Source organism: Nonomuraea rosea, assembly GCF_039539705.1.
Lineage (GTDB): Bacteria > Actinomycetota > Actinomycetes > Streptosporangiales > Streptosporangiaceae > Nonomuraea > Nonomuraea rosea.
Window position 1 is genome coordinate 205,717 of record NZ_BAABDQ010000007.1, and the last position, 17,424, is coordinate 223,140.

A 17,424-nucleotide genomic window follows, 5' to 3' on the forward strand; every position below is an offset into this window, starting at 1 on the left:
GCACCTACTTGGCGTTGAGTCGGGTGGCGGAGCGGCGGCGCATCAGGTCGGCCACGGTGTCGGCCAGGACCAGGGGCTCCAGGGGCTGCGACACGACGGCGTCGGCCTTGGACCAGTCGGCCAGCCAGCGATCGTCGCGCCTGGCGATGATCAGGCAGATGGGCGGGCAGTCGTAGACCTCGTCCTTGGCCTGGCGGGCGACGCCCATGCCGCCCGCGGGCTGGGTCTCGCCGTCGAGGATCGCGACGTCGATCTCGCCCGAGCCCAGCCACTGGTGGACCTTGGGCTCGGTGGCGCACTCCACGATCTCGACGAGGGGGACGTCGGCCGCGGGGCGCCTGCCGATGGCCTGGCTCACCTCGGTCCGGGTGGCGGCGTCGTCGCTGTAGACGAGGACCCTCATCGTGTCGTCGGTGCTCCCACTGGACATCACGGTCGCGCTCACTATCGCTCGTAGCGGTATGGTCACCCTGGATCGTACCGGTGCTCCGGGCCGCAATCCCAGGCCGCCCGGCCGGTGGGGCGGTTTGCTGGGTGTTTTGTGGCGATTATCCCAGGTTGGTTGGTGGTTTGTACCTGCTAACGGGGGGTCGTGCGCCGGACCGACCACCGGAACCGCAATAATGCTGCCCGTGGCGACAGCATCCGCAATAACTTCGACGACGGCAGCCCAGTCGTACCGCAGACCAAATCTGGTCAGCGTCGGTACGATCGTGTGGCTGTCCTCTGAGCTCATGTTCTTCGCGGCGCTGTTCGCGATGTACTTCACCATCCGGTCGGTGAGCACCGGCAACGGCTTCGAGTGGGGTCCCGCACTGCACAAGGCGGGCCTGGAGGTCGCAGAAGGCGCTCACCTGAACATCCCGTTCGCGACGGTCAACACGATCATCCTGGTTCTGTCGAGTGTGACGTGCCAGCTCGGCGTGTGGGCCGCGGAGAAGGGGCAGGTCGGCAAGCTCCGCTTCTGGTACATCATCAGCTTCCTCATGGGCGCGGTCTTCGTCGGTGGGCAGCTGTACGAGTACATGGAGCTGGCGTCAGAGGGCGCGACCTTGTCCGCTAACGCCTACACCTCGGTGTTCTACCTGACGACGGGCTTCCACGGCCTGCACGTGACCGGTGGCCTGATCGCGTTCCTGTTCATGCTGGGACGTACGTACGCCGCGAAGCGCTTTACGCATGAGCAGGCCACCAGCGCCATCGTCGTGTCCTACTACTGGCACTTCGTAGACGTCGTCTGGATCGGTCTTTTCGCGACCATTTACATTATTCGTTAAGGAACGGGATCTCTGTGACTAGGATCACCGCTTGGCGGCGGCATCCCCTCGCGAGATATGCCGTCCTGATTTTGGCGTTGGCGCTGGTCGGGATGGTATACGCCGCCTTTGTCCAGGCGGGCAAGCCTGCCGACGCGGCACTCGCGGCAGGCAAGGTCGATGACGTGGCCGAGGGCAGGAGCCTGTTCGTCGCGCACTGTTCGAGCTGCCACGGCATGAACGCGCAGGGCACCGCGACCGCGCCCACGCTCGTCGGCGTCGGCGCCGCGGCCGTCGACTTCCAGATGAGCACCGGCCGCATGCCCGCGGCCAACCCGGGCCCGCAGGCGCCGCGCAAGCCGCCGGCGCCCTGGGTCGACGAGACGACGACCCGGCAGGTCGCGGCCTACGTGCAGTCGCTCGGCGGCGGCCCGCAGGTGCCCGGGGCCGAGCAGGTCGACGCCAAGCTCGGCGACGCCGGCAAGGGCGGCGAGCTGTTCCGCGCCAACTGCATCCAGTGCCACAACTGGGTCGGCGCCGGTGGCGCCTTGACGCAGGGCAAGTACGCGCCCAACCTCAATGAGGCGACCCCGACGCAGATCTACGAGGCGATGGTCACCGGTCCGCAGGCGATGCCCGTCTTCAACGACACGACGATCACGCCGGAAGAGAAGCGCAGCATGATCGCGTACATCACTGAGGTTCGTGAGCAGCAGGACCCGGGAGGCTTCGGCCTCGGGCGCATCGGCCCGGTCACCGAAGGTCTCGTAGCGTGGATAGTGGGCCTCGGTGCCCTCGCACTCGCCGCCATCTGGATCACCGCGAAGAAGCGACAGAAGTCATGACTGACAACGAGCACGAGATAGAGCAGCCGGACGAACGCGTACCCAAGCGCGTCATCGGCACTCCCGCGCCGGGCACCTCGATGCTCGGCGCCGCGGAGGCGGCGGAGAGCGCCGACCAGGACGTCCCCGGCGTGACGCTGCAGGACGAGGCCAAGGCCCGCAAGGCGGAGAGGCTCGTGGCGCTCTGCTTCACGATCACCTTCCTGGCCGGCCTCGCGTTCATCGTCTCCTACGTGGTCTTCCAGGTCGGCAGCCCCGAGGCGACCGGCACGTCCAACCTCGCGCTGGGCAGCACGCTGACGATCGCGATCCTGGGGCTCGCGGTCGGCATCGTGATCTGGGTCCGCCAGATCATGCCGAAATACTCCTTGGTCCAGGAGCGCCACGAGATGGCCTCCGCCGAGGAGGACCGCGAGGTCGTGGCCGACACGTTCGTCCAGGGCGCCAACGAGAGCGGCTTCGTCAAGCGCAAGCTGCTGCGCCGCACGCTGCTGCTGGCCGCCGCGCCTCTGGGCCTGGCCCCGATCGTGCTGCTGCGCGACCTCGACAACAGCAAGATGCCGGGCGCCAAGTTCAACAAGACGCTGCGGCACACGGTGTGGGGTGAGAAGACCAAGGAGGGCAAGCCGCTCAGGCTCGTCGTCGAGGGCACGGGCCAGCCGATCCGCGCCGCCGACTTCAACTCTCCCGGCGGCATCCTGTCGGTGGTCCCCGAGGGCTACCAGCACGACCTCAACGCCCTCGCCAAGGCCACGCTCATCCTGATCAAGTTCCGGCCGGAAGAGATCAAGAGCGGCGTCAGGCAGAACTGGATCCACGACGGCATCGTGGCCTACTCCAAGATCTGCACGCACGTGGGCTGCCCCGCGGCGCTCTACGAGCAGAACACCCACCACATCCTCTGCCCGTGCCACCAGTCGACGTTCGACGCCGCCGACGGCGCGAAGGTCATCTTCGGCCCGGCCGCGCGGCCGCTGCCGCAGCTGCCGATCACCGTCGACGGAGAGGGCTACCTCATCGCCCAGGGGGACTTCGAAGTGCCCCCCGGCCCCAGCTACTGGGAACGCGGTGACGCCGAGGCCGCGGCGAGGGAGAAGGGAGGCCAGGCATGAGCGACGAACTCAACAAGGTGCCCAAGGCCATCGCGGGGCCGTCGACCTTCCTCGACGACCGCCTCGGCGGGGCCAACTTCCTCAAGCGCAACCTGCGCAAGATCTTCCCGGACCACTGGTCCTTCCTGCTGGGCGAGATCGCCCTCTACTCGTTCATCATCCTGCTGCTGACCGGTACGTTCCTGACGTTCTGGTTCAAGCCGAGCATGGGCGAGATCGCCTACGACGGCTCGTACGCGCCGCTCAAGGGCGTCATGATGTCCGAGGCCTACGCGTCGTCGCTGGAGATCAGCTTCGACGTCCGTGGCGGTCTGCTCATCCGGCAGATGCACCACTGGGCGGCCCTGCTCTTCGTGGCCGGCATGATGGTCCACGCGCTGCGGGTGTTCTTCACCGGCGCCTACCGCAAGCCGCGCGAGCTCAACTGGATCATCGGCGTGCTGCTGCTGACCCTGGCGCTGGCCGAGGGCCTGACCGGCTACTCGCTCCCCGACGACCTGCTCTCCGGCGCCGGTCTGCGGATCACCGAGGGCGTGGCGATCTCGCTGCCGCTGGTGGGGACGTACATCACGTTCTTCCTGTTCGGCGGGGAATATCCGGGTGAGGATGTCATCTCCCGGTTCTACGCACTGCACATCCTGCTCATCCCGGGCATCCTGCTGGCGCTGATCTCGGCTCACATGGTGCTCATGTGGGTGCAGAAGCACACGCAGATGCCGGGCAAGGGCCGGACGAACCAGAACGTGGTGGGCGCGCCGTTCTACCCGGCCTTCATGGCGAAGGCGGGCGCGTACATGCTGTTCACGCTCGCCGTGATCTCGGGTCTGGCGACGTTCAGCCAGATCAACCCGATCTGGTTGTTCGGGCCCTACACGCCGGCGGACGTGTCGGCGGGTTCGCAGCCCGACTTCTACATGGGCTTCCTCGAAGGCGCGCTGCGTATCATGCCGCCCTGGGAGATCAACCTCTTCGGCACGGCCCACGCGGGCACGCTGCCGCTGAGCGTGATCATCCCCGCGCTGGTGCCGATGGGCATCATCATGACCGGGCTCGCGCTCTACCCGTTCCTCGAACGCTGGGTGACGGGCGACCACCGCGAGCACCACGTCGTGGACCGGCCGCGCAACAACCCGCACCGGACCTCGATCGGCATGTCGGCGATCACGTTCTACGGCGTGCTGTGGCTGCTGGGCGCCAACGACGAGATCTCGGCGAACTTCCACATCGGCCTCAACTGGACGACGTACGGCGGCCGCGTGCTGATCTTCGTCGCTCCCGCGCTGGCCTACCTGATCACCTACCGCATGTGCCTCGGCCTGCAGCGTTCCGACGCCGCGGTCATCTCGCACGGGGTGGAGTCGGGTGTGATCAAGCGGCTGCCGCACGGTGAGTTCATCGAGGTCCACACGCCTCCGGCGGACGACATCGAGGCCCACATGCGCGGCAAGGAGCCGGTGCCGATGCTGCCGGTGGAAGAGGACACCGCGGGCATCCCGCCCAAGGGCATGCGCGGGCCGCTCGGCAAGCTCCGCGCGCGGATGTCGAAGGCGTACGGCGGGGAGAAGATCCCGCTGGACGACGGGCACGGGCACGGGCACGGGCACGGCGAGGACGGCCACGGCGAGGACGAGCACGCCGCCATCAGCTCCGGCGGTGACGACCGCAGCCTCACGCACTGACCGCGGACGCCACACGGGCCCGCCCGGTGAGAGCATCGCTCTCCCGGGCGGGCCCGTCCGCGTGTGCCGGCCCTGCTGAGGGGATGACCGCGCGCGTCAGTCGGACTCGGGGAAGCCGATCGAGAACGCCGCGTCCAGGTCGTGCTTGGAGTAGGTGCGGAAGGCGATGTGCGTCTCGGTGTGCAGCACGCCCGCGACCTTGTTGATCCGCCCGGGGATGACCTCGGCGATCTCCTCGTAGGCGGCCACCCTGACCATCGCCAGCAGGTCGTATGCGCCGGTGATGGAGTAGACCTCGCTGACGCCCGCGATCTCGGCGATCGTCTGGGCGACCTCCGGGATCCGGTCTACCTCTGCGTTGATGTGGACGATAGCCGTGACCATGCGGCAACTCTATCGGGTCACCTCAAGGCCGCCCCTCCCGCCCGCGCGGCTGGTCGAAGTGCCGGTAGGCCAGGTCGATGCGGGCCTTGTGGCGGGCGGCGCCCCTGGCGGGCAGGCTCCACTCGCCGTCCACCTCCACCAGCCGCACCCCCGGCGACTCCAGCCAGCGCAGGATGCACTCGGTCTCCTCGGCGCTGGCGGCGTGGACGGGGCCGGGCCCCGGGATGACGGCCTCGGCCGTGGCGGTCAGGGAGGCGACGAACGGGGTCGGATGGGTGCCTTTCCGCATCACCCCGGCCGCCGCCAGCCTGCCGTAGCGGACGACGTGGAGGTCCCAGCCGCCGTCGAACGCCGGGCTGGCGGCGACGAGCTGCGGGATGCGGGTGATGGCGCTCAGGCGCTGCATGCGGGCCGCCGTACGGACGAAGGAGGCCAGCCGGTCGCGGTCGATGGAGGCCTCCTCGTAGCGCTGCTCCACCGACAGCCGCTCCATGCGGGCCGACACGGCCGTGAAAACGGGCGTGGCATCGAGCGTCATGGCGCGGCGGGCGCTCTCCGCGTGCAGCGAGTATTGCTCCTGGGTCTCCCTGCCCTCGCAGGGCGCGCCGCAGCGGCCCATCTCGTGCAGCACACAGGCCGCGCGCCGGGTGCGCAGGGTGATCGGCTGGGTGCACTGGCGCAGCGGGACGGCCTCGTGCAGGGCGACGCGGGCCTCGTCGGCCAGGCGGGCACTGGTGAAGGGCCCCAGGTAGGTGGCGCCGTCGTCCTTGAGGTCGCGCACGATCGACAGGCGGGGGAACGGCTCGGTGGTGAGCTTGAGCCAGACGACCTTCTCCGGGAAGCGGGAGCGGCGGTTGTAGCGGGGCTTGGCGCCGCCGATCAGGCGCAGCTCCCTGACCTCGGCCTCCAGGGCGGTCGCGCAGACGATGTGGCGCACCCGCTCGGCGATGCCGATCATCTCGCGGATGCGCGGGCGGGTCTCGCTCGCGGTGAAGTAGGAGCGCACGCGGTTGCGCAGGTTGGTGCTCTTGCCGATGTAGAGGACCTCGCCGCGCTCGTCCTCGAAGAGGTAGACGCCCGGCGCGTGCGGGACGGAGTCGGCCAGGTGGCGCTTGCGCTGCTGCTCGGGCGTGGGCGCACGGACGAACGACTTGAGCTCTTCGAGCGTGTGCACCTGGAAGGACCCGGCCCGCTCGATCAGCCCGTGGAGCACGTGGACGGTGGCCCTGGCGTCCTGGAGGGCGCGGTGGCACGGGTCGGTGGGGCTGCGGAAGAACCTGGCCAGCGTGGCCAGCTTGGCGTTGGGCGTCTCGTCGCGGGTCAGCACGCGGCGGGCCAGGTCGACGGTGTCGACGACCGGGTTGGCCGGCGGCGGATAGCCCTGCGCGGCGCAGGCGGCCTTGACGAAACGGGTGTCGAATCCCGCGTTGTGCGCCACCAGCGTGGCGCCGCGGATGAACTCCAGGAAGCTCGGCAGCACCGCCTCGATCCGCGGCGCGGCCACGACCATGGCGTCGGTGATGCCGGTGAGCACCGAGATGAACGGCGGGATCGGCCCCCCGGGATCGACCAGCGTGGAGAACTCGCCGAGGACCTCGCCCGCCCGCACCTTGACCGCGCCGATCTCGGTGATGGCGTCCTCGGACGGGGAGCCTCCGGTCGTCTCGAGGTCGAACACGACGAACGTGACGTCGCTCAGCGGAGTGCCGAGCTCGTCGAGGGTGCCTTGAACCGAGTCCACGAACCAAGACCATAGAGAGGGGGACTGACAGGAACGAATCACCATCCCTCTTGATCCTTAGTTACCCTTCCCTGTATGTCCGCGGGAAGACTTGCCGGTCGCTACTCCCTGCTGCGCCCCCTGGGCGCCGGCGGTATGGGGAAGGTGTGGCTGGCCAGGGACGAGATGCTTGAGCGCGAGGTGGCGGTCAAGGAGCTCACGCTGCCCGAAGGCACGTCGCCCAAGGATCGGGCCGACCTGGTGACCAGGGCCGTGCGCGAGGCGCAGGCCACCGCGCGGCTGCGCCATCCCGGCATCGTGGCGCTGCACGACGTGGTCGTCGAGCACGAGCGGCCGTGGCTGGTCATGGAATTGCTGAGGGGCCGGACGCTGGCGGAGACGGTGCGCGAGTTCGGACCCATGCCGCCTGCTTATGCCGCGCGGGTCGGCGCCGAGGTGCTCGAAGCGCTGACCGTCGCCCACGCGCAGGGGATGCAGCACCGCGACGTCAAGCCGGGCAACGTCTTCCTGACCGACAAGGGCAGGGTGGTGCTCACCGACTTCGGCATCGCCAGGCAGGAGGGCCAGGCCACGCTCACCGAGCAGGGCATGATGATCGGCTCGCCCGGGTTCATCGCGCCCGAGCGGCTCGACGGCGAGCCCGGCGGGCCGGCCAGCGACCTGTGGTCGCTCGGCGCGACCCTCTACGTCGCGCTGACGGGCGCGTCCGCCTACGAGGGCTCGGCGGCCCAGCGGGTGCGCGCCACGCTGACGCAGCCGGTGCCGGTCGCGCCCGGCCCGCTCGGCCCGCTGCTGGCGGCCATGATGGCCCAGCGGCCGGCCGCGCGTCCCAGCTCGCACGCGGCCGTGGAGGCGCTCAGGCAGGTCGCCGCGGGCGGCCCCGCGCCGCGGCTGCCCTCGACCCAGGAGGTGACCGCGCCCGGCAGGGTCAAGCGGCGCCGCCGGGTCGTGATCTGGGCCGCGGCCGCGGCGGCGGTGGTCGTCGCGGCGGGCACGACCGGCTACTTCGTCCTGCGCGGCCAGGAGAGCGGGACGCCGTCGGCCTTCACCGTGCCCATGGACGTGTGCAAGCTGATCGGCTCGCAGGACGTGGGCAGGCTGCTGCGCACCCAGAGCCCGCCCAAAGGACAGCCCAGCTCCGACGAGGTCGGCCCCAAGTGCGGCTGGCCGATCTCCGGCAGCGGCGTGGGCCTGCAGGTGCAGAAGGACTCCGACACCGTCGACCCCTGGTCGATGACCGTGTCCTCGTCCCGCGTGCTCTTCCAGAACCAGAAGCGCTGGTGGACCAAATACGACAGCGTCGACTGGACGTGGCCCGAGATCGGGGTGAAGGAGTCCAGGACGGCCAAACGCACCCAGGTGCGCCAGATCGACGGGGTCGGCGAGGAGGCGTTCGGCGTCGAGCTGGCCGGCTCCACGGGCCGGGTGCACACCTCGTACGTCTACTACCGGCTGGCCAACCTGGTGGTCAGCGTCGAATACTCCACCCTCGCCGAGAGGCCGACCGACGAGGACGTCAAGCAGACGGCGCTGAAAGCGGCGCAGGCGAGCGTGCAGGCGTTGCGCAATGCCGGGTGACCTCTACCTCCTGGCAGGCCGCTACCGGCTGATCGAGCGGCTCGGGCAGGGCGGCGCGGGGACCGTGTGGCGGGCGATCGACGAGGTGCTCGACCGGCAGGTCGCGGTCAAGCAGGTGCGCGTGCCCGAAGGGCTGAGCCCGCACGGCCGGGCCGAGTTCACCGACCGGGCCATCCACGAGGCCAGATCCGCCGGGCGGCTGCGCGACCCGGCCATCGTGCTCGTCCACGACGTGGTCCTCGAGAGCGGCCAGCCGTGGATCATCATGGACATCGTCAGCGGCCGCTCCCTGGACAAGGTGATCAAGGAGCAGGGGGCGCTGCCGCCCGCGTTCGTGGCGGCGGTGGGGCTCCGCGTGCTGTCCGCGCTGGAGGTCGCCCACGCGCACGGCATGCTGCACCAGGACGTCAAGCCGGCGAACATCCTGCTCGACGCCGACGGCTCCGCCATGCTCACCGACTTCGGCATCGCCGCTCCGATGGGCGGGCAGGGCGACAGGTTCGGCAGCGCGGGCTCGCCCGGTTACATGGCCCCCGAGCGGCTCAACGAGCAGCCCTCGGGCCCGTCGTCCGACCTGTGGTCGCTCGGCGCGAGCCTGTACACGGCCGTGCAGGGCCGCGGGCCGTTCGAGCGGGCGCTGCCCGCGGCGGTGGCCGCCGCGGTGCTGCTGCACGAGCCGCCGTTCCCGGCCAACGCGGGCCGTGACCTCGGCGGCCTGCTGATGGCCATGCTGGCGAAGGACCCCGCGGCCCGCCCCACGACCCCCCAGGTCCGCGCGGCGCTGAGCGCCCTGACCGGCGCCGCTCCGAGGGGTTCCCTGGCGCGCTCCGGCGGCCGCAGGCGATGGCTGCTGCCCGCCGTGCTCGCCGCCGTCGTGGCCCTGGGCGCGGGCGGCTGGTACGCCGTGAGCGTGGCCGGCGGGCAGCAGGAGATCGGCAAGTTCGCGTCGGCGCCCAACCCCTGCAAGCTCCTCACCGACGCCCAGGCCGCCCAGATCATGAAGGGCGTCCCCGAACGCAGCCTGACCAGGCCCGGCGAGTGCCAGTGGCTCGTCCGCGAGCGGCCGGCCCGCCGCCTCGTCGTCCGCGCCTGGACGGAGAAGCCCGACGGTGACCTCGGCGGCCCGCAGGTGGCGATACGCCGCTTCACCAGCGAGAAGGCCAGCCGCGACGCCGCGAAGGGCACGGTGATGCGCCAGTCCTACGGCGGGGTCAGCGAGGTCACCGGCGTCGGCGAGGTGGCGATCCTCCAGAACGGTTTCCTGCGCCACACCAACAGCAACAAGAGCGGCAATTCCGACAGCACGCTCCTTTTCCGGACGAGCAACCTGCTCGGCGAGGTGATCTGGCATCGTGAGGACGTGTCCGTCGAGTCTCCGCAGGACAAGGGACCTGCCATCGACGCTGCCCGGCTGATCTCCGCAGAACTCTCGAAATGAGTACAAACACGCTGCAAGCACCTTGCAAGGGGTGTGACTAACATGTTTCCCCGCAAGTCAGGGCAACCCCAGGAGTCCCAGTGAATCCCGGTAGCGAGTACGAGCCACCCACCACCCCTCACCCGGTGCCGGGCAGGCCGTTCGAGCCGCCGATGCAGCCGCAGCAGCCGCCGTCAGGCCAATGGCCGGCGCAGCCCCCTTACCAGCGGCAACAGCCCAGCCAGCCGTACGGCCAGCCCCCCAGCCAGCCGCCGAGTCAGCCTTACGGTCAAGGGCCGGGCCAGCCGTACGGCCAGGCGCCGACACTGCCGCCGACGCAGCCGCCGATGCCGCCGCCGCGCAGGCAGCGGCCCGCGTGGCTGCTGCCCGCGCTGGCCGCCGCCCTCGTCGTGCTGGTCGCGGCCGGCGGCGTGGGCGCGTACCTGGTGTACGGCAATCCCTCGGGCGCGTCCTCCCCGCCGCCCGTCGCGAAGAGCGGCACCTCCTCCGGCCCGGCGGCGGGCGGGGCGGCCGGGCCCGACGTGTGCGCCATGCTGTCCAAGGACGAGGTCGACCGGCTCGTGCCCGACGCGACCGTGACCACGCGGTCCAGGGACGGCGACTACACGGTTGACTTCACCTGCAACTGGACGAACCAGCGGATCTCATTCGGCGAGTTCTGGCGGAGCAGGGAGATCGACGTCAGGATCGAGCAGCACAAGGGCGACGGCGCCAAGACCGGCCGGGCGATGGCACAGAACTCGTACGAGATCGACCTGCGCGGCGGCAAGTACGGCGAGACCGCCAAGCCGTCGCTGGAGTCCGGCGACAAGGAGTACGTCTCCCCGGCCAAGGACGTCCAGGGCGTGGGCGACGGCGCGTTCGCCCAATACACCTGGCGCCGCAACGGCGACCTGCTGTGGTACTCCTTCGGCAAGGCCTACGCCCGGGTGGGCGACATGACGATCGAGGTCAAGTTCCAGGCGGGCCAGCAGCGCAAGGACGCGCAGATCCTGTCCAGCGACGGCACGCAGTCCATCAACGAGGACAACGCGATCCGCGAGGTGAGCGGCCTGGTCGCGAACTTCGCCAAGGGCGTGGCCGCCTGGCAGGCCCAGCATCCGGACGTGCTGGCCAAGGCGGAGCCGTCGCCGTCGCCGTCCACGCTCTCGCCGAGCGCCCGGCCGACGCCGTCACCGACGGTGCTGGCCGCGTTCCCCGCGGAGTGCACGGCCGTGACGGAGCCGGCGACGCGGCTCGTGCCCGAGCCTGCCACCCGCGCGCGCGGCACCGAGGCCGGCGACGACAAGCAGACCGAGTGCCGCTGGCTCAACCGGGAGCTGTCCGGCGGCGCGGGGATCAAGAAGATCCGCAGCGCGCTGATCACCACGCACCGCTTCGCCAACCGGGCGGGCGCCGCCGACGAGCCCGCGGCCAAGGGCTACTACGTGAGCGAGTACGGCGGCGACAAGAACGCCGCGAACTCGACGATCGGCGCCATCACCTGGGGCAAGGTGACCGACGTGGCGGGCCTGGGCGACCAGGCGTACCAGCAGTTCGTGCAGACCAGGCAGGGCGAGGTCTCCGCCTCCAGCGGCTCGGTGCTGGTCCGCAAGGGCGCGATGGTGATCAGGGTCGACTACTCCGGGCACCAGCGGCCGGAGGACACGGCGACGAACTCGCCCAAGGTCAAGCTCATGGCCGAGAAAGAGGCGATGGACGGGGCGCTCACGCTGGCCAAGGCGTACCTGGCCGCGGTGGCGCAGCAGCCCGCGGGCGGCTGAAGGCGACCCGTCCTGACCGATGATCTGCGCCGGCGGTTAATGAGGCTGCAACCCGCTTGCAAGCGGGACAAATACGGTTATGTCTTGCAAGCATCTGAGCCGCGCGATCACGTTTGTCCAGTACAGGGGCATGGGCAAGCCATGGGGGATCACGCGGCTCATTGCTGTGCGGGGGCCGGTCGCTCGAGGAAGGGCTCGAGCAGGCCGGGGACGGCGTGCGCGGCGAGGTCCAGGCCGTCGCCGCGGCCCACGTCCAGCACGTCGTAGTGCCCGCTGCCCGCCGCCGTGGTCGCGGAGACGGTCAGCAGGCCGGAGCGGCGCTGGACGTACGACTCGGTGATCGTCCAGCCCGCGATGCCCCTGCGGTCCAGCGCGATCGTGCGCCGCACCACCGCGCCGCTCCTGCTCACCAGATGCCGGCCGCCGAGCGCGTGCCCGAGGCTTCCCGCACCCGACGCGGCCAGCCACAGCCCGGCCGCCAGCGCCGCCACGGGCACCAGCCAGATCCCGGCGCGCAGCCACGGCCAGGGCAGCGCCCAGGACGCCGCCGCCGTCCCCGCGGCCAGCACGGCCGACGTCACCAGCGCCCGCACGACCCGCCTGCGCCGGGCCGCCGCCGGATGCGCCACCAGCCCGGGAACGCGGGCGCCCGCGACGTTCGCGGCGATCTGCCCGGCCAGGCGGCGGGGGAGCGGCGGGGTGAGCGCGGCCACGTCCTCGGTCTCGTCCTTGGCCGCCTTGCCCAGCCCGGTGGCGATGGCCTTGACCCGCGCCCCGCCCGCCAGCCGCAGCAGCAGCGGCTCGCTGATCTCCACGCCGCGCAGCCTGCGCTCCTCCATCGTCAGCGAGCGCGTGGTCAGCAGCCCGCGGCGCAGCCGCAGCCGGCCGGGCTCGCGCTCCAGCCGGTAGCGCCCCCACGACTCGGCGAACAACAGGACGGCGCCGAGCGCGCCGGCCACCGTGTTCACCGCCAGCAGCAGCGGCACGGCGACCAGCGGCTGCGCCGTCACCCAGTCCCACAGGCCGGCCGTCGCGCTGGTGGTGAGCCGCTTGAACCCGATCGAGTCCAGCGCCTTGTACAGCGCGCCGAGCACCAGCGCGGCCCCGGTGAACGTCCACAGCGACAGCGGCGCGTACCTGATCCACGACCAGCGCAGCTCCGCGAGCGGCCCGTCCACCGCCACGGCGTCCGCCTCCTGGTGGAGCAGCACCCGGCGCAGCTCCTCGGCGTCGTGCCTGGTCAGCGGGTCGAGAACGAGCTCCGCCCCCTCGGCCGCGTGCTCGCCCGTGCCCACCTTGACCACGCTCAGCCCGAACGCCCTCCGTACCGGATCGGCCCGCAGGTCCACGCTGCGCACCCGGTCGCGCGGGATGGAGCGGTGCTGGCGGACGGTGAGCCCCGAGCGCAGTTCGAGGCGTTCCCGGGTGAGCCGCCAGCGGGTCGTACGGAGCCTCGCCGCGTCGTAGGCCAGCACCGCGGCGACGATCAGCACCGCCGCGCCCGCGCAGGCCGCCACGATGCCGCCGGCCGCCCAGTCCCGCCCCAGCAGGAACCGGGTCAGACCGGCCGCCGCGCCCGCCACGATCGCCAGCGACTTGAACGCGGACGCCCACAGGCTCCGCCCGGCCAGCCGCCGCCACCCGGCGCCCCCGTGCTCTTCAGCGGCGTGCGTCGCGCTCCCCTGTGAGGACGGCCCGGTCACGTCGCGTCTCCTCGCGTCGCGTGGGTGATCGCGGTCAGGCGCTCGGCCAGCTCGGCCGCCACCTCGTGGTCCAGCGCCTCGATCTTGATCGCGCCCGCCGACGAGGCCGTGGTCACCGTGACGTCGGCCAGCCCGAACAGCCGCTGCACCGGCCCCCGCGCGGTGTCGACCCGCTGGATCCGCGACATCGGCGCCACCCGCCACGTGTGGGTCAGCCATCCCTTGCGGGTGTAGACCGCCTGGTCGGTGACCTCCCACCGCTCCACCCGGTACGAGGCCCGCGGCGCCACCAGCGCCAGCGCCACGCAGCCCGCCACGAACACCGCCACCACCGCGCCCAGCCACAGCGGCCGCTCGGTGAGCAGCCAGTACGCCACCACCGCCGCGACGCCCACCGGCACCATCAGGATCAGCCACTGGACCGTCCACCACGGGATCGCCCGCGGATCGGCCTGGTTGCGCGGCGGGCGCAGCACGGTCGAGCTCACTTCCTGTCCTCCGCATTCTTCGCAGACCGGCTCACGGCCAGCAGCGCCATGCCCAGCACGCCCAGGACGATGGACGCGAACACCTCGTACCCCTCCAGCACCGGCAGGTGATTGACCACCAGCAGGTCGTGCGCCCAGCGCCACCATCCGAACAGCGTGTTCACCGCGCCGCCCACCCCTTGCAGGAGCAGCAGCCAGCCGAACACCTCCATTGCCGCTTTCATGTCATCAGCGTCGCGTTCCCCATGGGCCGCCCGCGTCGTCCCTAGGTCTCGGGAGACACCGACTTTGGTCGCTGTCGAACAGCCCCCGGCAGGGCTTAACCTCGATGAACGTGACAGAACTGCGCGGGGACGGCGTCCGCGCCCACGAATACCGGTGGGCGCTGCCGTCCGTGCTGCTCGGCGACGCCAGGGAGGGCCGGCGCGTGCGGCGCTCGACGCGCGACTGGATCGTCGACACCGGCATGTTCCTGGTCGCCTGCGGCCTCACGTTCCTGTCACTGGCCGAGATGACGCACGAGCCCGAGCCGCTCCTTGCCATCGAGCAGGTGGTGGGGGCGCTGGCCTGCGCCGCCGTGTGGCTGCGCCGCCGCTGGCCGGTCGGGCTGGCGCTGGTGACGACCCTGCTGTCGTCGTACCTGGAGCTGGTCGGCGGGGCCTGCGCCGTGGCGGTGTTCACGGTGGCGGTGCACCGGCCGTTCAAGATCTCCGGGCCGATCACGCTGCTGGGCCTCGTCACGCTGGTCCCGTACGTCATGCTGCGTCCCCAGGAGGATCTGAGCCCGGCGGGCGGGGCGGTGCTCGGCGTCGCCATCGTGCTGACGATCTTCGCGTGGGGGATCGTGATCAGGGCCAGGCGGCAGCTCGTCTGGTCGCTCAGGAAGCAGGCCGAGACCGCCGCCGGCGACGCCAGGCGCTCGGAGCGCGAGCGGATCGCCAGGGAGATGCACGACGTGCTCGCGCACCGCCTCTCGATGCTCAGCCTGCACGCGGGCGCGCTGGAGTTCCGTCCCGACGCGCCCGCCGGGGAGATCGCCAGGGCGGCCGGCGCGATCAGGACCAACGCCCACCTTGCGCTGCAGGACCTGCGCGAGGTGATCGGCGTCCTGCGGCACGCGCAGTCCGGCACGGACGACCTGGTGCCCGACCGGCCGCAGCCCACGCTCGCCGACCTGCCCGCGCTGGTCGAGGAGTGCCGGCAGGCGGGCATGGACGTACGGCTCGACCTGCGCGCCGCCGACGCCCCCGAGCACCTGGGCCGCAACCTCTACCGCATCGTCCAGGAGGCGCTCACCAACGCGCGCAAGCACGCGGGCGGCGCGCCGGTGGCCGTCACCGTGGCGGGCGAGCGGGGCAAGGGCCTCTCGGCCGAGGTGCGCAACCCCCTCTGGGCCCGCCACCCCCTGCGGCTGCCCGGCGCGGGCGCCGGGCTCATCGGCCTCACCGAGCGGGCGGAGCTGTCGGGCGGACGCCTTGAGCACGGCGCGACGCCGGAGGGCGAGTTCCTGGTACGCGCCTGGCTGCCGTGGCCGATGGAGACGACGCCCGAGACGACGCTGGAGGACGCATGACGAGCACCGCGGGATCCGCCGGGCCGGTCACAGGGCCCATCAGGGTGCTGATCGTCGACGACGACGCCATGGTGCGGGCCGGTCTGTCGATGATCCTGGGCGGCGCGGGCGACATCGAGATCGTGGCCGAGGCCGGTGACGGGTCCGAGGTGCCGCCCATGGTGGCCGAGCACCGGCCCGACGTGGTGCTGATGGACATCCGGATGCCGGGCGTCGACGGGCTCACCGCCACCGAGGCGCTGCGCGGCACGTCGGCGCCGCCCGAGGTGGTGGTGCTGACCACGTTCCACGCCGACGCGCAGGTGCTGCGGGCGCTGCGGGCGGGGGCGGCCGGGTTCCTGCTGAAGGACATCGCGCCCGGCGACCTGGTGGCGGCGATCAGGAAGGTGGCCTCGGGGGAGCCGATCCTGTCGCCCGCCGTGACGCGGCAGCTCATCACGCACGTGTCCGACGGCGGGGCGGGGGAGCGTACGGACCGGGCCAGGAAGCTGCTCGGCCGGCTCAGCGAGCGGGAGCGCGAGGTGGCGCTGGCCGTCGGGCGTGGCAGGTCCAACGCCGAGATCGGGCGGGAGCTCTACATGAGCGTGCCGACGGTCAAGGCGCACGTCTCGCGCATCCTGACCAAGCTCGACCTCAACAACCGGGTCCAGGTGGCGCTGCTGGTCTACGACGCGAGCACCTGAGCCTCACCTGGTCAGCAGCTCCTCGATGGTGGTCCGGTGCAGGACCAGGTCGTCGGGGTCGTCCGGCATGGGCTGCTCCCCGAAGTGGATCCGGCGCTGCCACACCCTGGCCATGATGATCCCGTGGCGGAGGGCCGCATACATTTCATAGAAGCCCAGGTCTCGGGCCTCGTAGCCTGTTATTTCGCGATATTTCCGGCAGACGTCGTCGGGGAGCATGAAGTCGGGCATGCCGGGAAGGTCGGCGGAGGTGGTGATGTCCTGGAACCAGCGGTGCAGGAAGATCATCCAGGACAGGTCCAGCTCGCGCGGCCCCACGGCGGCCATCTCCCAGTCGAGCACCGCCACCGGCGTGAAGTCCTGGAACATCAGGTTCCCGATCCGCGCGTCCCCCCAGCACAGCACGTCCGGCCCCGGATCCCGCGGCCAGTGCGACTCCAGCCAGTCGAAGGCCCGCTCCAGCACGGGGATGCGCAGCTTGCCGTGCGCCCATTCGTAGTAGGCCCGCTGCTCCTCGACGTGCCCGCGCAGGCCCGGCGTGCCGAGCGCCGGCAGCTCCCCGGGCGCGAGGGCGATCCCGTGCAGCGCCGCCACGATCCCGACGCTCGCGTCCTGCAGCCTGCGCCGGTCCTCGGGCGCCGCGTCGTGCAGCCACCCTCCGAACGTGTACGGCATCACGTCCGGCGGCACCTCCCCGTCCGCGCGCTCCATCACGAAGAACGGCGTCCCGAGCGGCTCCGGGTCGGGCTCGAACCAGAGCGTCCTGGGCGCTGGGATCCCAGCTTTTTCCCTGGCCAGGCGCATGACCTCGAACTGGGCCCGCAGGTCGTAGGACGGGAACACCGGGACGGCCTCCGCCGCTGGTGCGAGCCTGGCCACGCAGCGCGTCGTCCCCTCACTCCAGGTGGCGGTGAAGAAGAGGGTCTCGCTCGACATGCCGTTCCCGGACGGTCTGGACAGTTCGGACACCGATGCATCGGCGCCGACCCGGCGGCGCAGCCAGGCGGTCATGAGTTCGCGCAGTTCTTCCAGGTCGCGAGTGGAGGTGCGCATCTGCTCCGTCACGGTGGGCCTCCTGGGTGAACGGCTGCTCCTGCACAGTCGTATATCGCCTAGCAAGCGCTTGTCCATATACGGGTGGCCGTTACGGTCAGGTACGCGGCAGCCGTACCCTTGTCTGA

16 protein-coding genes are annotated in these 17,424 nt (G+C 71.1%); 9 read left to right on the top strand and 7 right to left on the bottom strand.

The genetic code is table 11. The features are described 5' to 3' along the window. Positions 1-4: 4 nt before the first annotated feature. Positions 5-430: a hypothetical protein gene (locus ABEA43_RS19330; RefSeq protein WP_345563836.1), complete on the bottom strand. Its 426-nt coding sequence runs from the start codon at positions 428-430 to the stop codon at positions 5-7. Positions 431-623: 193 nt separating this feature from the next. Between ABEA43_RS19330 and ctaE the strand changes: the two genes are divergently transcribed. Genes ctaE through qcrB form a run of 4 tightly spaced genes read left to right on the top strand, consistent with a single transcriptional unit; the run spans position 624 to position 4,892 of the window. Further along, positions 624-1,277, top strand: a complete 654-nt coding sequence (ctaE, locus tag ABEA43_RS19335) for an aa3-type cytochrome oxidase subunit III (RefSeq protein ID WP_345563559.1) — start codon at positions 624-626, stop codon at positions 1,275-1,277. A 14-nt stretch (positions 1,278-1,291) separates the two neighbouring features. Then, positions 1,292-2,101 carry a cytochrome bc1 complex diheme cytochrome c subunit gene (gene qcrC, locus ABEA43_RS19340; protein WP_345563561.1) on the top strand — a complete coding sequence of 270 codons (810 nt, stop codon included), beginning with the start codon at positions 1,292-1,294 and terminating at the stop codon, positions 2,099-2,101. Further along, a complete protein-coding gene (qcrA, locus tag ABEA43_RS19345; protein ID WP_345563563.1) occupies positions 2,098-3,213 on the top strand; it encodes a cytochrome bc1 complex Rieske iron-sulfur subunit in 1,116 nt (371 codons plus the stop codon). The genes qcrC and qcrA overlap by 4 nt, the downstream gene beginning before the upstream one ends. Then, positions 3,210-4,892 carry a cytochrome bc1 complex cytochrome b subunit gene (gene qcrB, locus ABEA43_RS19350; RefSeq protein WP_345563565.1) on the top strand — a complete coding sequence of 561 codons (1,683 nt, stop codon included), beginning with the start codon at positions 3,210-3,212 and terminating at the stop codon, positions 4,890-4,892. The genes qcrA and qcrB overlap by 4 nt, the downstream gene beginning before the upstream one ends. Positions 4,893-4,988: 96 nt before the next feature. Here the strand turns inward: qcrB and ABEA43_RS19355 are convergent, their stop codons facing one another. After that, positions 4,989-5,276, bottom strand: a complete 288-nt coding sequence (locus ABEA43_RS19355) for an Lrp/AsnC family transcriptional regulator (RefSeq protein ID WP_345563566.1) — start codon at positions 5,274-5,276, stop codon at positions 4,989-4,991. Positions 5,277-5,298: 22 nt separating this feature from the next. Then, entirely contained in the window at positions 5,299-7,062 is a 1,764-nt protein-coding gene (locus ABEA43_RS19360; RefSeq protein WP_425570303.1) for a DEDD exonuclease domain-containing protein, read from the bottom strand. Between the two features lie 30 nt (positions 7,063-7,092). On the opposite strand from ABEA43_RS19360, the gene ABEA43_RS19365 reads away from it, so the two are divergent. The 3 genes from ABEA43_RS19365 (at position 7,093) to ABEA43_RS19375 (ending at position 11,796) form a co-directional block, all read left to right on the top strand. Further along, complete coding sequence (locus ABEA43_RS19365; protein ID WP_345563569.1) at positions 7,093-8,595, top strand: serine/threonine-protein kinase; 1,503 nt, start codon at positions 7,093-7,095, stop codon at positions 8,593-8,595. Then, positions 8,585-10,033, top strand: coding sequence for a serine/threonine-protein kinase (locus ABEA43_RS19370; RefSeq protein ID WP_345563571.1), 1,449 nt, complete (start codon positions 8,585-8,587; stop codon positions 10,031-10,033). The genes ABEA43_RS19365 and ABEA43_RS19370 overlap by 11 nt, the downstream gene beginning before the upstream one ends. Positions 10,034-10,113: 80 nt before the next feature. Then, positions 10,114-11,796, top strand: a complete 1,683-nt coding sequence (locus ABEA43_RS19375; protein WP_345563573.1) for a hypothetical protein — start codon at positions 10,114-10,116, stop codon at positions 11,794-11,796. A gap of 158 nt (positions 11,797-11,954) precedes the next feature. On the opposite strand, the gene ABEA43_RS19380 is transcribed toward ABEA43_RS19375, so the two are convergent. Genes ABEA43_RS19380 through ABEA43_RS19390 form a run of 3 tightly spaced genes read right to left on the bottom strand, consistent with a single transcriptional unit; the run spans position 11,955 to position 14,211 of the window. Further along, entirely contained in the window at positions 11,955-13,499 is a 1,545-nt protein-coding gene (locus ABEA43_RS19380; protein ID WP_345563574.1) for a PH domain-containing protein, read from the bottom strand. Continuing rightward, complete coding sequence (locus ABEA43_RS19385; RefSeq protein ID WP_345563576.1) at positions 13,496-13,987, bottom strand: PH domain-containing protein; 492 nt, start codon at positions 13,985-13,987, stop codon at positions 13,496-13,498. The genes ABEA43_RS19380 and ABEA43_RS19385 overlap by 4 nt, the downstream gene beginning before the upstream one ends. Then, complete coding sequence (locus tag ABEA43_RS19390) at positions 13,984-14,211, bottom strand: hypothetical protein (protein ID WP_345563578.1); 228 nt, start codon at positions 14,209-14,211, stop codon at positions 13,984-13,986. Before ABEA43_RS19390 ends, ABEA43_RS19385 begins: the two co-directional genes overlap by 4 nt. A gap of 110 nt (positions 14,212-14,321) precedes the next feature. Here ABEA43_RS19390 and ABEA43_RS19395 point away from each other — a divergent pair, with 110 nt between their 5' ends. After that, positions 14,322-15,560 carry a sensor histidine kinase gene (locus ABEA43_RS19395; RefSeq protein ID WP_345563580.1) on the top strand — a complete coding sequence of 413 codons (1,239 nt, stop codon included), beginning with the start codon at positions 14,322-14,324 and terminating at the stop codon, positions 15,558-15,560. After that, positions 15,557-16,243, top strand: a complete 687-nt coding sequence (locus ABEA43_RS19400) for a response regulator (protein WP_345563581.1) — start codon at positions 15,557-15,559, stop codon at positions 16,241-16,243. Before ABEA43_RS19395 ends, ABEA43_RS19400 begins: the two co-directional genes overlap by 4 nt. 3 nt (positions 16,244-16,246) lie before the next feature. On the opposite strand, the gene ABEA43_RS19405 is transcribed toward ABEA43_RS19400, so the two are convergent. Continuing rightward, the gene (locus tag ABEA43_RS19405) at positions 16,247-17,308 is read right to left on the bottom strand and encodes a phosphotransferase family protein (RefSeq protein WP_345563582.1); all 1,062 of its coding nucleotides are present in this window, start codon (positions 17,306-17,308) and stop codon (positions 16,247-16,249) included. Between the last annotated feature and the right edge of the window lie 116 nt (positions 17,309-17,424).